At 64.1% G+C, this 22801-nt stretch carries 15 protein-coding genes and 1 riboswitch; of the genes, 14 read left to right on the top strand and 1 reads right to left on the bottom strand.

Annotation, left to right across the window (positions count from 1 at the left end; translation table 11 throughout):
• The 14 genes from V6M89_RS27820 to V6M89_RS27755 all read left to right on the top strand — a co-directional run.
• On the top strand, positions 1 to 1243 hold a 1243-nt coding region (locus V6M89_RS27820), incomplete at its 5' end, for an efflux RND transporter periplasmic adaptor subunit (RefSeq protein WP_332856258.1).
• Positions 1240 to 4347, top strand: coding sequence for an efflux RND transporter permease subunit (locus V6M89_RS27815; RefSeq protein WP_332856257.1), 3108 nt, complete (start codon positions 1240 to 1242; stop codon positions 4345 to 4347). The genes V6M89_RS27820 and V6M89_RS27815, both read left to right, overlap by 4 nt.
• Positions 4344 to 7649, top strand: coding sequence for an efflux RND transporter permease subunit (locus V6M89_RS27810; protein ID WP_332856256.1), 3306 nt, complete (start codon positions 4344 to 4346; stop codon positions 7647 to 7649). Before V6M89_RS27815 ends, V6M89_RS27810 begins: the two co-directional genes overlap by 4 nt.
• The gene (locus tag V6M89_RS27805) at positions 7646 to 9073 is read left to right on the top strand and encodes an efflux transporter outer membrane subunit (protein ID WP_332856255.1); all 1428 of its coding nucleotides are present in this window, start codon (positions 7646 to 7648) and stop codon (positions 9071 to 9073) included. Before V6M89_RS27810 ends, V6M89_RS27805 begins: the two co-directional genes overlap by 4 nt.
• Before the next feature lie 144 nt (positions 9074 to 9217).
• Positions 9218 to 11797, top strand: coding sequence for a chemotaxis protein CheB (locus tag V6M89_RS27800; protein WP_332856254.1), 2580 nt, complete (start codon positions 9218 to 9220; stop codon positions 11795 to 11797).
• Between the two features lie 7 nt (positions 11798 to 11804).
• Positions 11805 to 13550 (top strand): sensor histidine kinase, encoded by a 1746-nt coding sequence (locus V6M89_RS27795; protein ID WP_332856253.1) that lies wholly within the window; start codon positions 11805 to 11807, stop codon positions 13548 to 13550.
• Positions 13551 to 13568: 18 nt separating this feature from the next.
• Complete coding sequence (locus tag V6M89_RS27790; protein ID WP_332856252.1) at positions 13569 to 14249, top strand: hypothetical protein; 681 nt, start codon at positions 13569 to 13571, stop codon at positions 14247 to 14249.
• A gap of 58 nt (positions 14250 to 14307) precedes the next feature.
• A complete protein-coding gene (locus tag V6M89_RS27785) occupies positions 14308 to 14523 on the top strand; it encodes a DUF4287 domain-containing protein (RefSeq protein ID WP_332856251.1) in 216 nt (71 codons plus the stop codon).
• A gap of 466 nt (positions 14524 to 14989) precedes the next feature.
• Positions 14990 to 15391 carry a hypothetical protein gene (locus V6M89_RS27780; protein WP_332856250.1) on the top strand — a complete coding sequence of 134 codons (402 nt, stop codon included), beginning with the start codon at positions 14990 to 14992 and terminating at the stop codon, positions 15389 to 15391.
• 146 nt (positions 15392 to 15537) lie between these two features.
• Entirely contained in the window at positions 15538 to 16248 is a 711-nt protein-coding gene (locus V6M89_RS27775; RefSeq protein WP_332856249.1) for a CPBP family intramembrane glutamic endopeptidase, read from the top strand.
• Positions 16249 to 16312: 64 nt separating this feature from the next.
• A complete protein-coding gene (locus V6M89_RS27770; RefSeq protein ID WP_442882008.1) occupies positions 16313 to 18454 on the top strand; it encodes a S46 family peptidase in 2142 nt (713 codons plus the stop codon).
• Positions 18454 to 19101, top strand: coding sequence for a nicotinamide riboside transporter PnuC (gene pnuC, locus V6M89_RS27765; protein ID WP_442882007.1), 648 nt, complete (start codon positions 18454 to 18456; stop codon positions 19099 to 19101). The genes V6M89_RS27770 and pnuC overlap by 1 nt, the downstream gene beginning before the upstream one ends.
• Positions 19098 to 19622, top strand: coding sequence for an ATP-binding protein (locus tag V6M89_RS27760; RefSeq protein WP_332856248.1), 525 nt, complete (start codon positions 19098 to 19100; stop codon positions 19620 to 19622). The genes pnuC and V6M89_RS27760 overlap by 4 nt, the downstream gene beginning before the upstream one ends.
• The gene (locus V6M89_RS27755) at positions 19619 to 20344 is read left to right on the top strand and encodes a hypothetical protein (protein WP_332856247.1); all 726 of its coding nucleotides are present in this window, start codon (positions 19619 to 19621) and stop codon (positions 20342 to 20344) included. The genes V6M89_RS27760 and V6M89_RS27755 overlap by 4 nt, the downstream gene beginning before the upstream one ends.
• Here the strand turns inward: V6M89_RS27755 and V6M89_RS27750 are convergent.
• Positions 20341 to 22482, bottom strand: coding sequence for a TonB-dependent siderophore receptor (locus V6M89_RS27750; protein ID WP_332856246.1), 2142 nt, complete (start codon positions 22480 to 22482; stop codon positions 20341 to 20343). The genes V6M89_RS27755 and V6M89_RS27750 overlap by 4 nt on opposite strands.
• A 54-nt stretch (positions 22483 to 22536) precedes the next feature.
• Positions 22537 to 22635, bottom strand: a riboswitch (TPP riboswitch).
• Positions 22636 to 22801: the final 166 nt, after the last annotated feature.

The following is a 22801-nucleotide window of genomic DNA, read 5'->3' as shown; positions in this document are numbered from 1 at the left end:
GGGCGGCCTGGCGTGGTACCTGACGCACCAGGCGCCGAGCACCGGCGCGCCCGGCGCGCCAGGCGCCGGCGGTCCTCCCGGTCCCGGCGGCCCAGGTGGTCCCGGCGGTGCTGGCGGTCGACGCGGCGGCGCGGCCACCACGGTCGGCGTGGCGACTGCAGACAAAGCTGACATTCCGGTCACACTGGAGGCGCTGGGTACGGTGACCGCCGCGGCCACCACCACCGTGCGTCCGCAGGTGTCGGGCATCCTGCAGCAGGTGCTGTTCAAGGAAGGCCAGATGGTCAAGGCCGGGCAGGTGCTGGCGCAGATCGATCCACGCCAGTTCGAAATGGCGCTGTTGCAGGCTTCCGGCCAACGCCAGCGCGACGAGGCACAGCTGGAAAACGCCAAGCTGACGCTGAACCGCTATCGCACACTGCTGGGCCAGGACTCGATCGCCCGCCAGGACGTGGACACGCAGGCCTCGCTGGTCAAGCAGCTGGAAGGCACCGTCATGACCGACCGCGCGCAGGAAGGCACGGCCAAGCTGAATCTGGGCTATACCAAGGTGATCGCGCCGATCACCGGCCGCGTGGGCTTGCGCGTGGTCGATATCGGTAACCTGGTCAGCTCCGGCGACGCCAACGGCCTGGCCGTGATTACCCAGCTGTCGCCTATCGATGTGGAATTCTCGATCCCGCAGGACAGCGTGCCGATGGTGATGCAGCAGGTGAATGGCGGCGCACAGCTGTCCGCGATCGCGCTGGACCGCACCCGCACCAATGCGCTGGACAACGGCAAATTCGCGGCCATGGACAACCAGGTCGACGTGCAGACCGGCACCGTGAAAGCCAAGGCGCGCTTCGCCAACGCCAAGTCGGCGCTGTTCCCGAGCCAGTTCGTCAACGTGCGGCTGGAGCTGCGCACCATCAAGGATGCGGTGATGGTGCCGGTGACGGCGGTGCGCCACGGCGCCAACGGCGATTTCGTCTACGTGCTGAAGGAAGACAAGACCGTCACCGTCCGTCCGGTCACGCGCGGCCAGGCCACGGTCGACAAAGTGCAGATCGCCAGCGGCCTGCAGGTGGGCGAGCAGGTCATCACTGAGGGCGGCGACCGCCTGAAGGAAGGCGCCAAGGTCACGCTGCCTGGCGCCGGCAAGGGCAAACGCGATGGCGCCGCGTCCGCCGACGGCGCTTCAGCTCCAGCGGAAGGCGAACGTCGTCATCGTCGTAAAGAACAGGGCGCGGCACAACAATGAGTCCATCAGCACCATTCATCCAGCGACCGGTAGCGACATCGCTGCTGATGCTGGCGATCGTCCTCGCCGGCATCGTCGGCTTCAAGTTCCTGCCGCTGTCCGCGCTGCCGCAGGTTGACTTCCCCACCATCCAGGTGCAGACGCTGTACCCCGGCGGCAGTCCCGAAGTGATGGGCCAGACCGTGACCGCGCCGCTGGAGCGCCAGTTCGGCCAGATGGCCGGCTTGCAGCGCATGAGCTCCACCAGCGCCGCCGGCGTTTCCATCATCACCCTGCAGTTTGGCCTGGGCCAGACGCTGGACGTCGCCGAGCAGGAAGTGCAGGCCGCGATCAACGCCGGCGCCTCGCTGCTGCCGACCGACCTGCCGGCGCCGCCGGTGTACGCCAAGGTCAATCCGGCCGATGCGCCGGTGCTGACGCTGGCCATCACGTCGGATACGATGCCGCTGACCGAAGTGCAGAACGTGGTCAACACTCGGCTGGCGCTGAAGATCAGCCAGGTCTCCGGCGTCGGCCTGGTCACGCTCAGCGGCGGCCAGCGTCCCGCCGTGCGCATCCAGGCAGACACCAACGCGCTGGCCTCCTACGGCCTGGGGCTGGACACGCTGCGCACCGCGATCACCGCCGCCAACGCCAACGGCGCCAAGGGCAGCTTCGACGGCCCGACCCGCGCCTACAGCATCAACGCCAACGACCAGCTGGTGACCGCCAAGGATTACAAGGACCTGATCCTGGCCTACAAGAACGGCGCCCCGGTGCGCCTGGCCGACGTCGCCACCGTCAAGGACAGCGCCGAGAACGTCGAACTGGGCGCATGGTCCGGCAACAAGAAGGCCATCATCCTCAACGTGCAGCGCCAGCCGGGCGCCAACGTCATCGCCACCGTCGATGCGATCAAGGCCCGCCTGCCGGAACTGCAAGCCGGCCTGCCGGGCGCGATGAAGGTCGAAGTGCTGAGCGACCGCACCACCGGCATCCGCGCCTCGGTCGAACACGTGGAGATGGAGCTGCTGCTGGCCGTGGTGCTGGTGGTGCTGGTGATCTTCGCCTTCCTGCATAGCCTGCGCGCCACCGTGATCGCCAGCCTGTCGGTGCCGATCTCGCTGATCGGCACCTGCGGCGTGATGTATTTGCTCGGCTATAGCCTGAACAACCTGTCGCTGATGGCGCTGACCATCGCCACCGGCTTCGTGGTCGACGATGCGATCGTCATGATCGAGAACATCGCCCGCTACATTGAAGAAGGCGAAACGCCGATGGCCGCCGCGCTCAAGGGCGCCAAGCAGATCGGCTTCACCATCATCTCGCTGACGGTGTCGCTGATCGCCGTGCTGATTCCGCTGCTGTTCATGGGCGACGTGGTGGGCCGCCTGTTCCGCGAGTTCGCGATCTCGCTGGCGATCACCATCCTGATCTCCGCCGTGGTGTCGCTGACGCTGGTGCCGATGATGTCGGCGCGCTGGCTCAAGAGCCACGCCGAGGAAAAGCCAAGCCGCTTCGCCCGCCGCTTCCAGCAGTTCTTCGATTGGGTAATCAACCACTACGACCGTTCGTTGACCTGGGTGCTGGAGCACGCCGGCCTGACGCTGCTGGTCGCGCTGGGCACGATGGCGCTGACGGTGCTGTTGTACGTGGTGATCCCGAAAGGCCTGTTCCCGACCCAGGACACTGGCCAGCTGCAAGCGCGCCTGGAGACCGGCAAGGCCGTCTCCTACGCCAAGATGGCGGACCTGCAGCAGCAGGCCGCGCGCCTGATCCTGGAAGATCCCGACGTCGGCACGCTCAGCTCCGTGGTCGGCGTGGACGCCGCCAACAACACCATGCTCCACACCGGCAGCATGCTGATCAACCTGAAGCACGAACGGATAGGCAGCCAGCAGGAGACCATGGACCGCCTGCGTCAGCGCGTGGCGCAGATCCCCGGTCTGACGCTGTACCTGCAGCCGACCCAGGACTTGACCATCGACGCCGAATCCGGCCCGACCCAGTTCCGCGTGTCGATCGAGGGCGCGGACAACGCCACCGTCAACCAGTGGGCCACCAAACTGGCGGAGCAGATGCGCACCAGGCACGAGCTGCGCAACGTGGTGTCGGACGTCGGCGCCAGCGCAAACGCGGCCTACGTCAGCGTGGACCGCGACAGCGCCTCGCGCATGTCGATCACCGCCGCCTCCATCGACGACGCCTTGTACAGTGCCTTCGGCCAGCGCATCGTCTCGACCATCTTCACCGAGACCAACCAGTACCGCGTGATTCTGGAAGCGCGCCGCGATGACATCACCACCCCGGCCGACCTGGGCAACCTGCAGATTCGTACCGGTTCCGGCAAGGCCACACCGCTGTCGGCGGTGGCCACCATCAGCGAGCGCGCCGCGCCGTTGCAGGTGACGCACGTGGCGCAGTATCCGGCCACCACGCTGGGCTTCGACACGGCGCCCGGCGTTTCGCTGGGCACGGCGGTGGACTCCATCAAGCAGGCCGCCGCCGAGATCAAGTTCCCGGCCTCGGTCACGCTGACCTTCCTCGGTGCGTCCGGCGCCTACCAGGCTTCGTTGTCGAACCAATTGTGGCTGATCCTGGCCGCCGTGATCTGCGTCTACATCGTGCTGGGCGTGCTGTACGAAAGCTATATCCATCCGTTGACGATTTTGTCGACGCTGCCGTCGGCCGGCGTCGGCGCCTTGCTGGCGTTGCTGGTCAGCGGCCAGGACCTGGGCGTGATCGGCATCATCGGCATCATCCTGCTGATCGGTATCGTCAAGAAGAACGCCATCATGATGATCGACTTCGCCATTGAGGCGGAGCGGGAGCAGGGCAAGCCGCCGCGTGAGGCGATCCACCAGGCCGCGCTGCTGCGCTTCCGCCCGATTTTGATGACGACGCTGGCCGCGCTGTTCGCCGCCGTGCCGCTGATGCTGGGCTGGGGCGAGGGCGCCGAGCTGCGTCGTCCCTTGGGGCTGGCCATCTTCGGCGGCTTGATCGTCAGCCAGATGCTGACGCTGTACACCACGCCGGTGATCTACCTGGGCTTCGACAGCCTGGCGCGCCGCGTGCGCCGCAAGATCGGCAACCCGCCGGCGCAAGTTGAAGGTGGTGCGCTGTGAATCTGTCGTCACCCTTCGTCAGGCGTCCGATCGCCACCGTCCTGTTGACGTGTGGCCTGGCGCTGGCCGGCATCGGCGCGTTCTTCGTGCTGCCGGTGGCGCCGCTGCCGCAGGTGGATTTCCCGGTCATCTCGGTCAACGCCAACCTGCCGGGCGCCAGCCCCGCGACCATGGCCACCAGCGTCTCCACGCCGCTGGAGCGCCACCTGGGTGTGATCGCCGGCGTCAACGAGATGACGTCGCAATCGAATACCGGTTCCTCCAGCGTGACCTTGCAGTTCGACTTGAACCGCAACGTCGACTCGGTCGCGCGCGAGGTGCAGGCGGCGATCAACGCCAGCCGCGTCGACCTGCCGGCCACGCTGCGCAGCAACCCGACCTACCGCAAGGCCAATACCTCCGGCATCCCGGTGATGATCCTGGCGCTGACGTCGGACACCCGCACACCGGGCCAGATCTTCGACGCCGTCTCCAACACCGTGCTGCAACGCCTGTCGCAAGTGACCGGCGTGGGCGACGTGGAACTGGGCGGCAGCTCGCTGCCGGCGGTGCGCGTTGAACTGAATCCGTATGCCCTGAACCGCTACGGCCTGTCGGCGGAAGACGTGCGCGCGGCCATCCAGGCCACCAACGCCAACCGTCCGCGCGGCGCCTTGCAGGGCAACGGCCGCCGCTTGCAGATCTATTCCGTCTCGGCCAACGCCAGCGGCGGACGCTCCGCCGCCGACTACCGCAACCTGGTGGTCGGCTGGCGCAACGACACCGCGATCCGCTTGCAGGACGTGGCGCAGGTGATCGACGGCGTCGAAGACAACAACAACCTTGGCCTGTTCAACGGCAAGCCGGCGATCATCGTCATCCTGCGTTCGCAGGCCGGCGCCAACGTCATCGAAACTGTCAACAGCGTGCGCGCGCAGCTGCCGTTGTTGCAGGCGCAGTTGCCGTCGGACGTCAAGATCGACGTCGCCAGCGACAGCACCAATTCGATCCGCTCGTCGCTGCACGAGATCGAGATCACGCTGATCATCTCCATCCTGCTGGTGGTGCTGGTGGTCAGCGCCTTCCTGCGCAGCGTGCGTGCCACCATCGTACCGGCGGTGGCGACCATCGTTTCGCTGCTGGGCACCTTCGGCGCCATGTATTTGCTGGGCTTCAGCCTGAACAACCTGTCGCTGATGGCGCTGACGGTGGCCACCGGCTTCGTCGTCGACGACGCCATCGTGGTGCTTGAAAATACCACCCGCCATATCGAGGCCGGCATGGACCGCTTCGAGGCGGCGCTGTTGGGCGCGCGCGAGGTGGGCTTCACCGTGCTGTCGATCAGCCTTTCGCTGATCGCCGTGTTCATTCCGCTGCTGTTCATGGGCGGCCAGTTTGGCGCGCTATTCAAGGAATTCGCCGTCACGCTATCGGCGGCGGTGATGATTTCGCTGGTGATCTCGCTGACCACCACGCCGATGATGTGCGCCTGGCTACTCAAGCCCGGCCATGTCCACGCCAAGCCGCCGGGTCGCATCGCCCGTTTCTTCGAGCGCGGTTTCGACTTTATCCTCAAGGGCTACGAGCATAGCCTGGACTGGGCGCTGTCCAGCGTCTGGCTGGTGATGCTGAGCCTTGTGTTCGTGATCGGCCTGAACTTCTATCTGTTCGCGGCGATACCGAAGGGCGGCTTCCCGCAGCAGGACACGGGCCAGATCAACGGCGGCATCCGCGCCGACCAGAGCATCTCGTTCCAGGCCATGCAGGGCAAGCTGAAACAGCTGGTCAACATCATCAAGGACGATCCCGATGTCGCCACGGTGGTCGGCTTTACCGGCGGCCGTCGCGCCGGCGGCGGCTTCATGTTCATCAACCTGAAGCCGGCCAACCAGCGCACGGTGGCCGGGCAGGCGGTGATCGCGCGCCTGCGGCCCAAGCTGGCCAGGGTGACCGGCGTGAGCCTGTTCCTGAGCCCCGTGCAGGATCTGCGGGCCGGTGGACGCCAGGCCAATTCGAACTACCAGTACACGCTCAAGAGCGACAACCAGGCCGATTTGAAGAAGTGGGCCAGCCGTCTCGCGGATGCGATGAAGGGCCAGAAAGCACTGACCGATGTCGATACCGACCAGGCGGACAACGGCGTCGAGACCTTCGTCACCATCGACAAGAACAGCGCTTCGCGCCTCGGCCTGTCGGCGCGCGATGTGGACAATGCCTTGTACAACAGCTTCGGCCAGCGCCAGGTGGCGACCATCTACTCGGAGCTCAACCAGTATCACGTCATCATGGAAGTGCCGCGCGAGTTTGCCACGAGCCCGGAGGCGCTGAAGGATGTGTATGTGCCGTCGAAAGGCCTGCCTGCGCCGAGCGCCAGCAATCCCAACGGCGCACCGGTGGCGGTGACGGTGGCTGCTACCGGTAGCGCAGGCACCAGCACGGGCAGCACCAGCGCAACCAGCACAACCAGCGCCACCCCGGCCAACGTGGCCGCCCCGGCGGTCAAGGACGCGTCGTCCGGTTCCGCTCTGAGCACCAAGGCCACCACCATGGTTCCGCTGTCGGCGCTGGCCAGCTTTGCCGAAAGCTCGGCGCCGACCTCGATCAACCACCAGGATGGCGAACTGGCGACCACCATCGCCTTCAACCTGCAACCGGGCACCAGCCTGTCCGAGGCGGCGGAGCAGATCAAGGCGGCCGAAGCGGAGATCGGCATGCCTAACAATGTGCGCGGCAGCTTCCAGGGCTCGGCCAAGGCCGCGCAGGACAGCAACAAGTCGCTGCCACTGCTGATCCTGGCCGCCATCGTGGTGATCTACATCGTGCTGGGCATCCTGTATGAAAGCCTGGCGCATCCGATCACCGTGCTGACCACGCTGCCGTCGGCGGGCGTGGGCGCGGTGCTGGCGCTGCTGATCTTCAAGATGGAGTTCTCGACCATTTCGCTGATCGGCATCTTCCTGCTGATCGGTATCGTCAAGAAAAACGCCATTCTGATCATCGACTTTGCGCTGGAGGCGGAACGTTCGCGCGGCCTGACGCCGTTGCAGGCGGTGCGCGAAGCGTGCCTGCTGCGCTTCCGCCCGATCCTGATGACCACACTGGCCGCCGCACTGGGCGCGCTGCCGCTGGCGATCGGCTTCGGCGAAGGCTCCGAGCTGCGCCAGCCGCTGGGCGTGGCCATCATCGGCGGCCTGATCGCCAGCCAGGTACTGACGCTGCTGACCACACCGGTGGTCTACATCCTGATGGACAAGCTGCGTCGCCGCGGCGCGTCCGAACAACATTTAAGCCGCATCCACAGCGAAGCGCCGGGCACACCATGAACAACTACGCACCAATCTTACGTTACTCCCTGATCGCAATGGCGGTGCTGCTGGCCAGCGGCTGCGCGGTCGGCCCGGCCTACCAGCTGCCGTCCACGCCGCAGCCGTCGGCCTACAAGGAAACCGCCAGCGAGGCCGAGAAGGTCGCCGCCGGCTGGACCGCCGCCGCGCCGGCCGACACGCTGGAACGCGGCCCGTGGTGGCAGCTGTTCGGCGATCCGCTGCTGAACCAGATGGCCGACAGCATCGAAGTCTCCAACCAGAACGTCGCCGCCGCCGTCGCCAACTACGCGCAGGCACGCGCGCTGGTCGAGCAGCAGCGCGCCTCGCTGTTCCCGTCGGCGACGCTGAACGGCAGCGCCAACCGCTCCGGCGGCGGTGGCGATACGCCGACCGGCAACCAGTACCGCGCCAACATCGGCGGCAGCTGGGAGCCGGACGTCTGGGGCAAGCTGCGCGCCGGCACCAACAACGCCAAAGCCAGCATGCAGGCCAGCGCCGCCGAACTGGCCGCCGCGCGCCTGTCGGCGCAGGGCGAGCTGGCCACCAACTACTTCTCGTTGCGCCAGACCGACGCCCAGAAGGCGCTGCTGGACGCCACCACGGAAGGTTACTCGCGCGTGCTGCAAATCACGCAGAACCGCTTCGACGCCGGCATCGCCGCCAAGTCCGACCTGCTGCAAGCGCAAACCCAGCTGGCCAACGCCCGCATCGACCAGGTCACGCTGGGCCGCCAGCGCGCCACGCTGGAGCATGCGATCGCGGTCCTGCTGGGCAAGGCCGCAAGCGATTTCACGCTGCCGCCGGCGCCATGGAAGGTGGTGGTGCCCGACGTGCCGACCGGCGTGCCGTCGACGTTGTTGCAGCGCCGCCCGGACATCGCCGCCGCCGAGCGCCGCGTGGCCGCCGCCAATGAGCAGATCGGCGTGGCCCGCAGCGCCTACTTCCCGAGCCTGAACCTGACCGGCTCCTTTGGCTACGGTTCCAGCTCCACCGGCGGCTTGTTCAACGCCTCCAATAACTTGTGGTCACTGGGACTGTCGGCGGCGCAGACGCTGTTCGACGCCGGCGCCACCAAGGCCCGCGTCAGCGGCGCCGAGGCGCAGCGCGACGCCGCCATCGCCCAATACCGCCAGACGGTGCTGAGCGCTTTTGCCGACGTCGAGAACCAGCTGGCCGCGACCCGCGCATTGGCCCAGCAGCAGGACCTGCGCAAGATTGCTTCCGAGGCGGCCGACCAGGTCGAGGCGCAGATGCTCAACCGCTACCGCGCCGGCCAGGTTGGTTACAGCGACGTGGTAACCGCGCAGAACACCGCGCTGGCGGCGCGCCGCGCGCTGGTGCAATCGCAGGCCGACCGCCAGACCACGGCGGTGGCGCTGATCCAGTCGCTGGGCGGCGGCTGGCATGCTGCTGGCGAATAGGGCGGTGGCGGTGTAGCGCGCGTGACACAGTTTGGCGTTTGGGGCGCGGTTTTGTATAATCTTCTGGCAAGATGTTAACAATTGCCACTTTTCCGAGACGCCTGACCGCCGGTGCAGGGTTGTTCCGGCGGTCGCCCAGCCACAATGACGAAACAAACCGCTCACGCAGCCAATGTCGCCGCCATCGACCTCCCGACGGCGAAGCCCGCCCACGGCCAGGTGCCGGTGGTGGGCGTTGGCGCGTCCGCCGGCGGCCTTGATCCGATCTGCGAATTCCTGGTCAGCGTGCCGCCGGCCAGCGGCTTCGCCTATGTCATCGTGCAGCACCTCGATCCGACCCACAAGGCCATGCTGCCGGAGCTGCTGCAACGGGTCACGCGCATGCCGGTGCATGAGATCGAGGACGGCATGCCGGTCGAAGCCGACCATGTATATGTGATACCGCCCGGCCGCGACCTCGGTTTCGACGGCGCCAATTTCGCCGTGCTGCCCGCTTCCGGCGCGCGCGGCCACCACTTCCCCATCGATAGCTTCTTCCAGGCGCTAGCCGCGCGCAGCCGCGAGCATGCGGTGGCGGTGGTTTTTTCCGGCATGGGCGCCGACGGCACGCGCGGCATGGCCGCGGTGCGCGAGGCCGGCGGCCTGACGCTGGCGCAGCAGCCGGCGTCGGCGCGCTTCGATCCGATGCCGCTCAGCGCCATCGCCGCCGGCCTGGTCGACATCGTGGCGCTGCCGAGCGAAATGGTGGCGCTGGTGTTGAGCTGGTGGAGCAGCCACGAATCCACCCTGCCGGCCCAGGCGGCGGCCCAGCGCGATGCGCTGCGCCAGCTGTTCCAGTTGCTGCTCAAGCAGACCGGCGCCAATTTTTCCGACTACAAGCTGAGCACCGTGCTGCGCCGCATCGAGCGCCGCATGAAGGTGCGCCAGTGCCTGACGTTGGCCGACTATGTCGTCTTCCTGCGCGCTAATCCGGCCGAGATCGAGCTGCTGTTCAAGGAACTGTTGATCGGCGTGACCAACTTCTTCCGCGATCCCAAGGTGTGGGACTACCTGATGGCGACCGCGTTGCCCCAGCTGCTGGAGGCGCACCCCGACGGCGGTGCCTTCAAGGCGTGGGTGCCGGCCTGCTCGACCGGCGAGGAGGCGTATTCGCTGGCGATCGCCTTCAGCGAGGTGCTGGAGCGGGTGCGGCCGGCGGCGCGCTACACGCTGCAAATCTTCGCCACCGACCTCGATGACGACGCCATCGAGCGTGCGCGCCAGGGTGTGTTCGGCGATGGCATCGAGGCGGAAATGCCGGCGGAGCTGCTGCAACGCTACTTCATGGCGGCCGAGAAGGGCGGCTACCGCGTCCGCAAGGATGTACGCAACACCATCATCTTCGCGCGCCAGAACGTTATTTCCGACCCGCCGTTCACCAAGCTCGATATACTATGTTGTCGCAACCTGCTGATTTATTTCACGGCCAAATTGCAGGAGCAGCTGATCCCGCTGTTCCACTATGCGCTGAAGCCCGAGGGGCTGCTGATGCTGGGCAGCGCAGACACGCCCGGCAACTTTCATGAACTGTTCGCGCCGGCCACCAGCGCGGGACGCATCTACCGGCGCCTGGATGCCTCCGTCCACCGCGTCGCCAATTATTTTCCGACCCGCGTCAACACCGTGTCGATTTCCACCGCCAGCGAACCTCAGCCATCATCCATGAACGGTAACCTCCAACTCCAGGTCGAGCAGCTGCTGCTCAAGAAGCATACGCCGGCCGCCGTGCTGCTCAACGCGCATGGCGACATCCTGTACATCCACGGCCGCACCGGCGCCTACCTGGAGCCGGCCGCCGGCAAGGCCAACTGGAACATCCACGCGATGGCGCGCGACGGACTGCGGCACGAGCTGGCCGACCTGCTCAAGCGCGCGACCCAGGGCGAGAGCCAGATCGCCGTGCGTGGCCTGGTCCAGCGCGACGACGCCGGCAAGCCCTTGCAGGCGCTCGACCTGACGGCCGAGCCCATGCCCGGCGAAGGCCCGCTGGCCGGCACCGTCATGCTGACGCTGGCCGGCGCGCCGCTGCCGGTGGAAAAGCGCCGCAGCCGCACTAGCAATCCGCAGTTGCTGGAACTGGAGCAGCAGCTGGCGCAGGCGCGGCTGGAGATCCAGGCGGTGCGCGCCGAGATGCAGGCCTCGCGCGAGGAGCTCAAGTCGGCCAACGAGGAGCTGCAGTCAACCAACGAGGAACTGCAATCGGCCAACGAGGAACTGACCACCTCCAAGGAAGAGATGCAGTCGCTGAACGAGGAGCTGTACACCGTCAACGCCGAGCTGCAATCGAAGGTCGACGACCTGTCGGTGGTGAACGGCGACATGAAGAATCTGCTCAACAGCACCGACGTCGCCACCATCTTCCTCGACGGCGAGCTGCGCATCCGCCGCTTCACCGACCAAAGCAAGCAGATCTACAAGCTGATCCCCGGCGACGTGCACCGGCCGCTGAGCGATATCGTCAACGATTTGCAGTATCCTGAGCTGGAAGACGACGCGCGCGAAGTGCTGCGCACGTTGGTATTCCGCGAACGCCAGATCCCCACCAACGGCGGCGGCTGGTACACGGTGCGCATCATGCCCTACCGGACGGTGGACAATGTGATCGACGGCGTGGTCGTCACCTTCATCAACATCAGCGAGTCGAAACAGCTGGAGGCTCAGCTGCGGTCGATGCAGAAAGGATAGGCCTAGCATGAAAAAGCGCCAGCGTCCCGAACTCGATCCTGTGCAGTTGCGCCAGATCGCCGAACTGACGGTGGCGGCGCTACCGAAAGTAAAGCCTCCGGCCGACGGCGCCGGCAGCGATGAACTCAAGCGCTGGCATGAACTCCAGGTCAGCCAGGTCGAGCTGGATATGCAGAACCTGGCCTTGGCCGAGTTGCAGATTGAGCGCGACCAGGCCGAGGAGGGGCGCGACAGCTACGCCACGCTGTACGATCAGGCGCCGGCCGGCTACTTGTCGCTCGACGCCGATGGCTACATCACGCGCGCCAACCAGGCCGCCGCCGTGCTGCTGGCGCGCCCGCTGTGCGAGTTGGTGGGCCGACGCTTCGAGCAGTTCGTGGCGCCGCAATCGCAGGCCTTGTTGCGCGGCTTCCTGCTCGACTTGCTCGACAGCGGCGGACGCGGGGTGCTGGAGGCGCCGCTGTTCGATTCGTACACGCGCAGCGCCATGCGCGGATTGCGCCAGGTCCGCATCGAAGCGAACATGGATGCGGCGGGCCGCTCCTGCCGCATGATCCTGACCGACATCGGCACCGAGGATGTGCGCGAGGATGCGCGGCGGCGCGCCTTCCAGGTACTCGACAGTATCAACGAGGCGGTGCTGGTCTGCGACGCCGAGCAGAACATCGTCTTCGTCAATCCCGCCTTTACCACGCTGACCGGCTACGCGGTGGAGGAGGCGCTGGGCCGCAATCCGCGCTTCCTGGGCCGCCCCGGTGCCCATCCGGTCGGCTACCATGCGGAATCGCTGCGCTGCCTGCGCAGCTACGGCAAATGGCAGGGCGAGGTGTACAACCGGCGGCGCGACGGCACGCCATATGTGGCCTCGATGTCGCTGACGGTGGTGCGCGACGACGACGGTTCGATCAGCCATTTCATCGGCGTGTTCTCCGACGTCACGGCGCGCCAGCAGGCCGAGGCGGCGCTATTGAAACTGTCGCGCGAGCTCGATGCGCGGGTGGCGGCGCGCACCGCCGAACTGACCGAGGCCAATCGCCAGCTGATGCTGGAAGTGGTGGAGCGCAAACGCACCGAGGCGGCGCTGCACGAATCGCGCGAGCAGCTGCGCAAGCTGGCCGAGCACATGGAGATGGTCAAGGAAAACGAACGTACCCGCATCGCGCGCGACATTCACGACGAGCTGGGACAAAACCTGATGGCGCTGCGCATCGATATCTCCATGCTCAGCGCCCGCACCAGCGAGCGCCATGCGCGCCTGCACCAGCGGGTCGACGCGGTGCTGGAAAATGTCGACACCACCATCAGCAGCGTGCGCGGCATCATGAACGAGCTGCGGCCGGCGGTGCTGGACCTGGGTTTGCAGGCGGCGCTGGAATGGCAGGTGGGCGAGTTCCGCAAGCGCAGCAGCCTGGCGTGCGCGCTGACGCTGCCCGACGACGGGGTGTTTGCCTCGATCGCTCCGGAGATGGAGATTGTGCTGTTCCGCAGTTTGCAGGAGGCGCTAAGCAACGTGCGGCGCCATGCGGGCGCCAGCCGGGTCGAGGTGCTGCTGGCGCGGCGCGACGGCCGGCTGGTGTTCAGCGTCAGCGACAACGGCGTCGGCATTGCGCCGCAGCACCGCGACAAGAGCGAGTCGTTCGGCTTGCAGGGCATGGCGCAGCGCGTGGAATCGCTGGGCGGGCGGCTCGATATCGGCCAGTACGAACCAGGGCGCGGCTGCACGCTGACGATGGACTTCGAGCTGCCTGTTTAACCTTTGGAGCTTATGCGTATGGGTGTTGAATATAGACATTTTATGGTGGTGGACGATGCAGACTGGCGTCCCCAAAGCGACACAGCAGCCAGAGTCGAAGCGGTATTGCGCGACTGGTCGCTCATAGACGGGGCAGAGCACACGATAGACTTCTCGGCGTCTCAGGAAAAGCGTGGGGGCAGTTCGAACAGTGCGGCTTCGCCTGGCCCGGGAGTCGCCGTTGTCTATCCTGGCGCAACCGGAGCAGCGATAGAGGTTGTCGCGGGGCCCTCCTTGTTTGCCGATATGGCATCGGATGACCGTTACCTGATGCGGGCGACCTTGGTCATCGGAGACGACTTCCGGGTGCAATGGAGTTCGGACAGCGTCTATTTCGAGCTTGTGTCGCCACCTCTGGCCAATGGTGCGCCGATTGAAGGGGAGGATGTGGATTTTAATGACAGCCTGTTTGCAGCGTCCTTCCCGTCCGAGGGGGCAAGCTCGCCTCCGGTCGTAGTTGCACACATAGAGGATCGCGCCAAGTCGAGTGTCGCATGGGACTCCTGCCTTGGCTTCTGGCGAGGTGCGCTCCTGCTGACCTTTGGCAAGGACCTCCCTGCGTTTAGCGAAAAGGTGCAAGCACTTCCCGCCCGCGAATTTGTCGCCGCGATCAGTGCTGCGCTGCGCGGAAGGCTAGTCGAAATTGGAGAGTTTTACTAGCCGTTTCCGCGTTCGCGAGGACGGCGAGTTTATTCGATGAAACTATCAAGGAATGCATATGAAAACAGAGGAAAAAGTAAAAGGCCCGGCATCTTACCTTCCATCAATTGAGAAGACTTATGGAAAACCGATAGATCACTGGTTAAACATCGTGGGCTCTTTGAAAGATAAGAAACATATGGAAATCGTGGCGACGCTTAAAGCAGACCATAAACTTGGTCATGGGCATGCAAATGCTTTGGTTGCGTATTATCGTGCTCAGAGCGAGAGTTGAGCGCTATCGACGGAAGCTGCCTGCCAATCGTTGAGCCAGGGGAGTGCGTCGTGAGTGGAGGCGGGGTCAGCGGAGGCGCGGTCAGTTCCGGCAACGCGCCAAATGGCACTTTGCCGGAACTGACCGCGAAGCCGCGAAGCCGTGTGTAGCCTTGGAAGATTACTATGTCGAAAATTTGTGACGATTGCGGAACGGTTGAGGGCAGTTTGCACGAGGCCTTTTGTACGCGAGAGCGCTGTCCATTTTGTGGGAATCAGCTCATTTCTTGCGGATGCATATCGAAGGTACTAGAGCTTGATGTCGAAGAGCAGAAAGCGTTTGATGATTATGAGGACGACTCTGTAGAGCCTCTCGCCGGCGTTCTCCGCCGCTGGGTTAAGGCACTTGATCGCAAAGGCCGTATTCCATTTTAAAGCGGAATACGGCCAAAAGCGGCCTGAGCATTTAAAAATGTCACACGAAAATTATGAAGAAACTTCTTAATCGATACTTCGTTCTTTTCCTCTTTATTTTTCCATCTACGGCTATGGGTTACGATCTACACATTACAAAAGCCAATGAGTGGTCACCGGGTTCAGAACGGCTAATTTCTGAGTCTGAATGGAAGGCTGCCGTTGCTGCTGATGGGCTACTGAAAATGGATGCAACTGCTACGGCGGTCAATCCTCAAACACATGAGCTTATTCAAATCAGTAATCCATTGATGGCATCATGGATTGATCCAAAGACGAACGAAAAGCATTATTTCCACTACCATCATGGTGAGATTTCGGTCAAAAATCCAAGTGAGAATGCGATCAAGAAAATGAAGGAACTGGCGGTAAAGTTCGGTGCCCATGTTCTGGGTGATGAGGGCGAGAAGTATTGAGTAACGACAACCGTGTCGAACATTGAAATTTCGCCAGGCGATTCGCTACTGGTGGCGGGGGCGGCGGGGTCAGTTCCGTGAAGCTCCGAAGCTCGTCGCGAAGTTTGTCGATATTTTATTACCTTGTTTTGATAGGCCCAACAGGAATGACACTGCAATTTTTAAATCAATCTATTCCTGACATAATTTTCACGTTGTACTTGCTGGTGTATTTTCCTTTGGAAGGTATCTGGCGCAATTTATCCACGGCGCCGCCCAAGCCAAAACTGCCCAATTTACAGAGCTACTGGCGGCAGGGGCGTTTCGTTCTGTTGCTCCTCGCTGTGTTTATGCTGGTTAGTTGGTTGGGAAACCACTCTGCCAATCAGCTTGGTTTGGATATTCCGCTCTCGCCTGGTGGGGCTTGGGGGCTTGCGATCGTTGCCGTTCTCATGGCGGTCATGCATGTTTTGGGCAAGCGGGCGGAATCCAAAATGACGCCGGAAGATCGCCTCAAGCAAGAGGACAAACTACGAGAGATGCCGTTTTCAATGCCACGGACGCGCGTTGAAATCGCGGCGTACTTCGTGACCATGATCGGCATGACCGCGACGTGGGAACTGTTATTCCGGGGCTATTTGCTGCTTGTACTCACGCCGTACACCGGATTGCCGCTCGCAGTCGCACTGGCTGCGATTTCCTATGGAGCAGGACACGGCTTTAAGAATTACAAGCAGTTCTTTGGCTCTATCGTTGCAGCGTTTGCGTTCACAATTGGCTATGCGCTAACAGGTAGTTTGTGGTGGCTGATCGTGCTGCACGCAGCGGCGCCGATATCGATGTTCTATATGGCGCGTAAGTTGACCCCCGCCACATAAAAGCATTTTCAGCTATCCGCAGAAGGAATATACTGCCGCCAGAACTCAAACTGGGGTGTATATCTTGTTAAAATATCTAGTACTTCCGGTGGCCCTGATGGGCGCCGCTGCGGCCCAGGCCGACGAAGGTCAGTGGCAGCCATACCAGCTGCCGCAGCTGAAATCCGAATTGAAGCGCATCGGCATCACCATCCCGGCCGAGAAATTGTCCGATCTGTCCAAGCATCCGATGAGCGCCATCGTTTCGCTGGGCGGCTGCTCGGCGTCGTTCGTGTCGGACGCCGGCCTGGTCGTGACCAACCACCACTGCGCGTACGGCGCGATCCAGCGCAACGCCACCCCCGAGCATAACTACATCGTCGACGGCTACCTGGCCAAGACCCGCGCCGAAGAGCTGCCGGGCGGCCCGAACACGCTGGTCTACGTGACCGACAAGGTCGAAAACGTCACCGACCGCGTGCTCAAAGGCGTCAGCGACACCATGAGCGGCAAGCAGCGCCACGAGGCGGTGGAGAAATCGATCAAGGCGCTGATCGCCGAATGCGAGAGCGACAAATTCTACCGCTGCTCGGTGCCGGCCTTCCACCGCGGCCTGGAGTACTACCGCATCCGCCAGATGATGATACGCGACGTGCGCCTGGTGTACGCGCCGGCCGACATGATCGGTAACTTCGGCGGCGACATCGACAACTACGAATGGCCACGCCAGGGCGGCGACTACTCCTTCCTGCGCGCCTACGTGGGCAAGGACGGCCGCCCGGCCGATCCGTCGCCGGACAACGTGCCTTACCACTCCAAGGACTTCCTGGTGGTTTCCGCCGCCGGCCTGAAAAACGGCGACCCGGTGCTGCTGGCCGGTTACCCCGGCCGCACCAGCCGCTACAAGCTGCCGTCGGAAATCCGCGCCGCGCGCGACTTCGCCTATCCGGCCAAGGTGGCCGAGATCCAGGCCGACCTGGACGTGATCGCCGCCGCCACCAAGGGCAATGCCGCCGCCGCCGTGCGTTACGCCAGCGTCGACAAGGGCATGAACAACGTGATGAAGAAAACCCAGGGCCTGCTGGACGGCTTTGCGCGCAAGGACATCGCCGCCATCAAGGACGTGCAGGATGCGGAGTTCCGCGCCTGGTACGCCAGGCAGCCGGGCGTATCGAAAACCCTGCTGGCCGAACTGGATGCGGTGATCGCCGCCGACCTGGCGCTGAGCGACGAGGAATTCGGCTACAGCGTCGCCACCACCGGCGACCTGCTGAAGAGCGCGACCACCCTGTACCGCCTGGCGCGCGAAGGCGCCAAGCCGGATGCGGAACGCGAAACCGGCTTCCAGGAGCGCGACCTGACCTTCATCAAGGCCCGCCTGAACCGCCTGGAGCAATCGTATGTGGGTAGCGTCGACCAGGCGCGCTTTGTGGCCGCCTTGCAGCGCTACGCCAAGCTGCCGAAGTCCATGCACGTCCTCGGCATGGACGCGCTGCTGCCGGCCGTCGATGCGGTGCCGGCCCTGTACCTCAAGTCGTCGCTGGGCGATACCGCCAAGCGCCTGGCTTGGGTGGGCAAGGACGCCGCCGCGCTGGCCGCGTCGGATGACGCCTTCCTGCAACTGGCCGTCAAGCTGGACGGCGTGACGCAGTCGCTGACGGAACGCCGCAAGGAACTGGACGGCAACCTGGAACGCGTGATCCCGCAATACATGCAGGCCGTGATCGCGTGGAAGAAGTCGCAGGGCAAGCCGGTTTATCCTGATGCGAATTCGACGCTGCGCGTGACCTACGGCACGGTGTCGCCTTATTCGGCCAAGGACGGCATCACCAAGGGCCCGTTCACCACGGTCGAGGGCATCGTCGAGAAGAACACCGGCAAGGATCCGTTCAACGCGCCGAAAAAGCTGCTCGATGCGATCAAGGCCAAGCGCTACGGCCAGTTCATGGATCCCATCCTGGGCACGGTGCCGGTTGACTTCCTGACCAGCGCCGACACCACCGGCGGCAATTCCGGCTCGGCGGTGATGAACAAGAACGGCGAGTTGATCGGCCTGAATTTCGATTCGACCTACGAGTCCATCACCAAGGACTGGTACTTCGATACCGCCATCACCCGCGCCATCCACATGGATATCCGCTATATGCTGTGGGTGATGGCCGAAGTGGATCACGCTGATAACGTGCTCAAAGAGATGACCATCAAGTATCCGGCCAAGAAAAAATAATGAACGAGCTATCGGTTCTACTGGGGTACCTGAACATGCCGTGGCACCTGGCAGGCGTGGCCACGTCCCCGCTGGAGCTGGTGTCCTTCATTTTATCGGTGGCCACGGTGTGGCTGAACATCCGCCAGAGCCATTGGGGCTGGCTGTTCGCCATCATCTCGTCGGCCACCTACGGGCTGGTGTTCTTCGGTTCCCGGCTGTATGGCGACATGGGCTTGCAGCTGGTGTTCATCGCCGTGTCGTTCTACGGCTGGTACCAGTGGCTGCATGGCGACGACAGTCACGAGCGGCTGCCCGTCTCCACGCTGGACGCGCGCGGCCGCTGGTGGGCCGCGGGCGGCTGGCTGGCCGGCTTCGCGTTGCTGGCCTGGTTCCTCAAGACCTATACCGACACCGACGTGCCCAACTCCGACGGCTTCCTGACCGCCGGCAGTCTGGTCGGGCAGCTGCTGCTGTCGCGTAAAAAGGTCGAGAACTGGCATGTGTGGATCATCGTCGACGTGCTGTACGTGGCGCTGTACCTGCACAAGCACCTGGTGCTGACGGCGGTGTTGTACGCGGTATTCGTCGGCATGGCGGTGATCGGCCTGCGGGCCTGGAGCAACGACACCACGAGCGGCAGCAACGGCCGCATGGCGCTGGAATGAGCGCGCACGCGCCGCTGCGGGTGGCCATCCTGGGCACCACGTCGTCCGGCAAGTCGACGCTGGCGGCCGCGCTGGCCGAGCACTATCAAACGCTGTGGGTGCCCGAGTACCTGCGCGAGTTTGTCGACACCGAGGCCAGGATACCGGTGGCGGCGGACCAGTTTCACATCGCCGAGACGCAGCGCGACCGCGAGAATGCGGCCGCGCCGCGCGCCGGCAAGTATCTTTTTTGCGACACCGCACCGCTGATGACGGTGGTCTACGGCCGCCATTATTTCGGCGGCATTGACGACCACTTGGCCGCGCTGGCGGCCAGCCACCAGCAGGACTATGCCTATACGCTGGTGATGGCGCCGGACATCCCCTGGGTGGCCGACGGCTTGCAGCGTGAATCCGAGGAAGTGAGCATCATCATCAATCGCATGCTGCTGGACGAGCTGGCGGCGCGTGGGATACCCTACCTGCTGGTGTCGGGCGATCCCGGCGAACGATTATCCCAAGTGGAACGGCATCTACCATGAAGCAGCAGTTGGCGGCGATATTGATGTGTGTTTCCCCGCTGGCGTTGGCCGATACCGGCTACTACCTGGTCTCCACCTACGACGTGGAAGGGCAGGCATCCCTCGATTACAAATACTGGAACGCCCACTACAAGGGCTTTACCGTGGCGGCGCCGGAAATCGGCATCGGCTACGGCGTCACGTCGCGCTGGTACACCGAGGTGTACGCCAAGTGGACCAAATTCAACGGCGGCGCCAGCCACTGGGTGGAGACGGCATGGCAGAACGACTACCTGCTGACGCAAGGCCAGTATCCCTTCGACCTGGCGCTGCACACCAAAGTGGAAAAGGCGCGCGACAACGCCGATGGCTACGCGCTTGAATGGGGCCCGGTGCTGCAAACGGAAATCGGCCGCACGCAGTTCAACGCCAACCTGTTCTTCCAGCGCGACTATCGCGTGGCGCCGGGCGGCGGCGAGCATCCGATGGAGCTGACCTACCAGCTGCAAGTCAAGCATAACTGGAAGCCGTGGCTGCAGCCTGGCGTGCAGGCCTTCGGTGAAGTGGGGAAGTGGAACGACTGGCTGCCATACCGGCAGCAGTCGCACCGCGCCGGGCCGGCGGTGTTTGGACACTGCGATATCGGCCGGCAGGAGATCAAGTACGAATTTGCTTACCTGATCGGCAGGAATTCGGCACGCGCAGCGAAGAGTTTTTCGATGCGCGTGCAGCTGATCTTTTAGAAGTCCATCTGGGCTGACACGCGGAAGGTGCGCGAGGCGCCCGGCATCAGATAACCGCCCAGTTCCGGCGTGACGTCGCGCCAGTAGAACTTGTCGAGCGCGTTGTTGACGCTGGCGCGCAACGTGGTCTGGACGCCGCCGATACGGGTGGCGTAGGCGCCGCCCAGGTTCAGCACATGGTAGCCCGGCACGAACACCTGGTTGGTCTTGTCGAACGCCTTCTTGCCCGAGTAGATCCAGTTGGCGTTGACCGACAGGCCGGTCACCTGCGGCACCGCGTAGTCGGCGTAGACGGTCGACTTGAAGGCAGGGACGTCGGCGACGCGCTTGCCGTCCAGTTCCGCCGAGCCGGTGTCGCGCTGCTGCGTGTTGAGCGCGGTGGCCGATACGCCCACCGTCAATTCACGCGATGCGCGGCCGTTCAGGGCCATTTCCAGGCCGCGATGGCGGGCCTGGCCGTTGCGCACGAAGGTATTGCTCGGCGTGTCCGTGTATTCCAGACCCTTGCGGATCTCGAACAGGGCCACGCTGGCGCTCAGGTCGGGATGGACGTCGGCCTTGACGCCAACTTCGACCTGCTTCGATTTGCCCGGCGCCAGCGCGCGGCCGGTATTCTCGGTGCCGATCGGTGCGACGCCGCCATGCTCCAGGCCCTGCGCATACGAGCTGTAGACCGAGACATTGGGGCGCAGGCTGTACACCAGCGCCACGCTCGGCAGCCAGAAGCCGACGTCGGTGTGGGCGAACGGCAGCGTCGTCGCGACGATTTCGTCGCGCTTGACCTGTACATAACGCGCGCCGGCGTGCAGCTTGAGCTGCTCGTTGATGCTGAGGATGTCCTGTGCGAACAAGGCGCGTTCGTTGTCGCGGCGGCGTTCGGAGACCGGGCCGCTGGTGCCGCCGGTCGGCGCGACCATGATCGGGTGGTAGATATTGCTGAACGCCGTATTGTCCGCGCCGGCCTGGGTGTACAGATAGTCGCCCCATTTCTCGCTGTTCTTGAACAGCGATGCGCCGCCGGTGAACTCATGCTTCAGCGAGCCGGTGCTGAACTTGCCCTGCACCAGCGCCTGCACCGTCAGCGGCGATTTCTTCTCGCCCAGGCTGACGTAGTCGTAGATGTCGTAGTCGCCATTGCCGCAGAAGCCAGGATACAGGAACTGCGCGGTGCAGCCGTAAGGGAAGGCGGTGTAGTCGTCGCGCTTGAACTGGTGCTGGTTGGCGCTGACGGCGGTGCTCCAGTCGGGCGTGAACTTGTATTCGAAGCGGACGCCGATATTGCTGCTGGTGGTCTCGACCGGACGGCTCCACGGCTGGTTGTTGAGCATGGTGTCGGCCGGGATGTTCGGCAGCGTCTGGTTGTTCAGCAGCTGGAAGCCGGGCGCGGTCACTTGCGATTTCTTCTGGTAGTCGGCGTCCACTTGCAGCAGCGCCTGCGGCGAGATCTTCCAGTCGAAGGCGGCCGAGACGAACTTGCGGTTGCCGTCGGCGCCCTTGATGTAGGAGCGCAGGCGTTCGGCGGCGGCGTTGAAGCGGTAGCCGAAGCGCTGGTCTTCAAAGCGGCCGCCCAGGTCGACGGCGCCGTACAGCGTGCCGCGTTCGCGTTCTTCCAGCACCACCATGCGCACCGGCGTATCGGTCGGGCGCTTGGTGACGTAGTTGACGATGCCGCCCGGCGCCGAGACGCCCGCTTGCAGGCCGGACAGGCCTTTCAGCACTTCCAGGCGTTCCTTGTTCTCCAGCGGGATCTGGGTGTCGGCCGAGATCGCCATGCCGTCCTTGCGGTAGCTGGAGGCGTTGTCCAGCTTGAAGCCGCGGATCGAGAACTGTTCCGAGTAGCCGACGGCGTTGTAGGCGTCGCCGATGCTGGCGTCGTAGCGGGCGGCGTCGGTGGTGGAGCGGATTTGCAGGTCCTGCATCTGCTGCGAGGTCAGCACGCTGACCGAGGCCGGGGTTTCCAGCAGCGATGCACTGGAGAAGCCGGCCACGCTGGCGCGATTGGCCTGCGCCTTGGCGCCGGTGATCACCACTTCGGGCATGGCTTGCTCGGCGGCGGAAGTTTCAGCGGCGGCAACGCCGGGGAATGCATGGAGTACCGCCAGGGCGATGGCGGAAACTGCGAATCTTGGTGTGTTCATGTGCTCTCTCTTTTGTTCTTGGCTGGGAGCCGCGAGGAGAGCCATCAAAGGAGGGGGAACTACTTTGCGCTTTCCTTCGCTGGCATTATCCAGATCAGGTACGAAGGGTATCTCTCACCCGGCAGCAAAGCTCCAGGACCCCTAGCGAGGCGCTAGTGTAGCACATGCGGTGCCGTGCGCCGCGATCCGCGCCGCGCCGCTACACTTGCGGTTTGCGCCACAAGGCGCCAACGAAGCAGACACAGCCATTAACGGAGGCGCCATCATGTCAATACATTTTGGCGACACTCTGCTGCATCGTGCAAGTGAAAGGGCAGGA

Source organism: Duganella sp. S19_KUP01_CR8, from assembly GCF_036688705.1.
Classification (GTDB): domain Bacteria; phylum Pseudomonadota; class Gammaproteobacteria; order Burkholderiales; family Burkholderiaceae_D; genus Rugamonas.
The sequence above is the reverse complement of the archived record's forward strand: the minus strand, read 5'-3'. Positions and strand labels throughout refer to the sequence as shown.